The organism is uncultured Campylobacter sp. (genome assembly GCF_938045535.1).
In the GTDB taxonomy this organism is placed as follows: Bacteria; Campylobacterota; Campylobacteria; order Campylobacterales; family Campylobacteraceae; genus Campylobacter_B.
This window is the reverse complement of record NZ_CALIMQ010000067.1, coordinates 1-3,136: the sequence shown is the minus strand read 5'-3', so window position 1 is coordinate 3,136 and position 3,136 is coordinate 1. Positions and strand designations below refer to the sequence as shown.

Genomic DNA, 3,136 nt, shown 5'->3' with positions numbered 1-3,136 from the left:
GCTAGCGGCGGAGCAGTCGGAAGCTTTGCAGTGGATGGGCTTAGGCGAATGATCGGAAGCGTCGGCGTGTGGATTTTTAATATTACGATTTTTGTGCTTTCGCTAGTGCTCATATTTGAAGACCGTTTTACCGACATCATCAAAAACTGCTTTATTGGCTCAAGAGATGAAAGCTCGCAGGATGAAATTGGGGACGATTTCGCTAGCGACGCGGATACATTGCAAAGGGGCGGGCTTGCAAGGCATTCGTCTGCGCAGGGCTTGAGAGGTGCGGAAAATTTTAACGCTTTGAATGACGCTTTGAGCGGAGAGGACAATTCGGCGAAACAGGGTAATTTTGCGGAGCAAGGTGCAAGCGGGCGCAGTTTTGAAGGTGAGCGAAATTTACAAAATTTAAACGATACTCGCGAGCCTGAAAATGAGCAGAATTTCAGTGATGCACAGGGTCCGCAGGCTTCCACTGAACGCGAGCTTAAAATGCCGCAAAAGGGAAAGCCGAGCAGGCTAAAAAGGGTCGAGCGCCTAAGCGAAGTCGCCGAAAACAAAAGGCTTTTGGATCAGCTCGACAAGGGCAGGGTGGCTAAGCCCAAGGATTTTAAGCTGCCGCCGCTTGATTTTTTAAACCCGCCGCCGAAAAAGAAAAGTAGCATCGACGAGAGCGAGATCGATCGTAAAATTTATGACCTGCTCGATAAACTGCGTAAATTCAAGATCGACGGCGACGTGGTGCGGACCTACTCAGGTCCGGTCGTTACGACATTTGAGTTTCGCCCTGCCGCGCACATTAAGGTAAGTAAAATTCTAACGCTGCAAGACGATCTTGCGATGGCTCTTAGGGCGCAGACCATTCGCATCCAGGCGCCGGTTCCTGGCAAAGATGTCGTAGGCATCGAGATTCCGAATCAAAATATCGATACGATATATCTGCGCGAAATTTTAGAAAGCGACGTATTTAAAAGCGCTTCCAGTCCGCTTACCATCGTGCTTGGCAAGGACATCGTGGGGCAACCCTTCGTCACGGATCTTAAGAAGCTGCCGCACCTTCTCATTGCAGGTACCACCGGAAGCGGCAAGAGCGTGGGCATCAACGCCATGCTGCTTAGCCTTTTGTATCGCAACTCGCCCAAGAGCCTGCGCCTTATAATGATCGATCCGAAGATGCTCGAGTTTAGCATCTACAACGACATCCCGCACCTGCTAACGCCCGTCATCACGCAGCCTAAGCAGGCGATCATTGCGCTAAGTAATCTCGTTGCGGAGATGGAGCAGCGCTACTCGCTCATGGCGCAAAATAGGACGAAAAATATCGATAACTACAACGAAAAGATGCTGCGCGAGGGGGGCGAAATTTTGCCTTACATCGTCGTTATAATCGACGAGCTCGCGGATCTGATGATGACGAGCGGCAAGGACGTGGAGCACTACATCGCGCGTCTGGCGCAGATGGCGCGTGCCAGCGGCATCCATCTCATCGTAGCGACGCAGCGCCCTAGCGTGGATGTCGTCACGGGGCTGATAAAGGCGAATCTGCCTAGCCGTATCAGCTTCCGAGTGGGCTCAAAGGTCGATAGCAAGGTGATTTTGGATCAGATGGGCGCGGACAGCCTGCTTGGGCGGGGCGATATGCTCTTTACGCCGCCTACCGCGCCGGGGCTCATCCGCCTGCACGCGCCGTTTACGACCGAGAATGAGATCAACAAGATCGCGGAATTTTTAAAGGCGCAAGAAAGCGTCGTTTATGACGAGCGATTTTTGATCGAAAACGAGGGCGCCAAGCAAGAAGGCGGCATAATCAATCCGCAAAATATCGTGCTTGACGAGCTTTACGACGAGGCGAAGGCGATCGTTTTGGAGGAGGAGAAGACCTCGATCAGCTACCTGCAACGCCGCTTGCGCATCGGATACAACCGCGCCGCGACGATCATCGAGCAGCTTGAGCAGATGGGCGTTTTAAGCGAGATCAACGCCAAGGGCCAGCGCGACATAATCAAGTAAGCTTTAAAATTTCGATGAAATTTAAGCGGCGAAATTTTGAAATTTATTGGATTTATAGGTGCTAGAATTTTTAAAATTTGATGGGTCTATATCGATAGAATTTTAAATTTTAGAAATTTTAAAATTTATCGGATTTGCCGCGGCGGAATTTTAAAATTTCGTTACCTGCGGCGGATTTTAAATTTTAAAATTTGCGCGCCTTGCAGCTCATACTCGTTTTCCTGCGGCTGTGGTAAAGTGTGGCAGCTTGCGCGGATGCGATCGAAGCATTTTGCGGCGTAGCGGTAGCGAGATGCTTCAAAAGTAGGCTCGGCGCAGTGCAAACAGCGCGTTTTACAGCTTGCGTTTACGGCGCGCCCGCTTTAAGACGTATTGAAATTTAAGGCGCGGTTTAATTGAGCGCTGTGTTCTTGGCGCCAAATTTTAATCGCGGCGTGAAATTTTAAAGTGCAAGCGGAGTAGAAATAGGGCGGTTTTAAAATTTAAAAATTGATTGTAAAAATTTTGCGATTTCAAATTTTATAAATTTACAAAGAATGACAGAATTTAAAATTTTAAAATTTAGCTTCTTTTATGGGCTTTAGAATTTCGAAATTTTAAAATTTGCCGCAGCGAACCTGAATTTTAAATCACGCCGCGCCGACATGAAACGTCTTGCGACTGCACAAGCAGGAAAAGTTGCCAGAGGCTAGCTTGCCGCGTGCGAGTACATGAGTGAAAAGTTCGTCGCGCGCTGAAGGCCGATGGTGGAGTATCGCAGTCGTTCACAGCGGTTAATTTGCAGTGTGAGTACCCGTGTCGCACGCCAAAAACCGATGGATCGTGGGCGGCGCGACGAGCTGTTTGGCGCGCGGTGTTTTGTGTGGGCATGTTTCGTAGTGCGGCTGCATGCGGTATGTTTTGCGATACGAATGTGCTTACATGCTCTGCGGCGTAAAATTTTAGAACGGAAAATTTATCGCCGTACGCATAAATTTAATAAAATTTGCGACGTAGCGGCGAATAAATTTAAAACGAAATTTCGTACCGCCTGCGGTACAAGCGCGTTTTACGGCGAAGTCGCTTATTGTAAGATGCGGTGCGTTTTACGTTGTCCGTGCGCTGAAAATCGATCGGCATGTGAGCGCATTTGCAATGATGT

General features: G+C 49.0%; 2 protein-coding genes. One reads left to right on the top strand and one right to left on the bottom strand.

The genetic code is table 11. From position 1 onward, the window contains the following. Window positions 1–48: 48 nt before the first annotated feature. The gene (locus Q0095_RS02380) at window positions 49–1,995 is read left to right on the top strand and encodes a DNA translocase FtsK (RefSeq protein ID WP_297881011.1); all 1,947 of its coding nucleotides are present in this window, start codon (window positions 49–51) and stop codon (window positions 1,993–1,995) included. A 161-nt stretch (window positions 1,996–2,156) separates the two neighbouring features. Here the strand turns inward: Q0095_RS02380 and Q0095_RS02375 are convergent, their stop codons facing one another. Next, the gene (locus tag Q0095_RS02375) at window positions 2,157–2,318 is read right to left on the bottom strand and encodes a hypothetical protein (protein WP_297881009.1); all 162 of its coding nucleotides are present in this window, start codon (window positions 2,316–2,318) and stop codon (window positions 2,157–2,159) included. Between the last annotated feature and the right edge of the window lie 818 nt (window positions 2,319–3,136).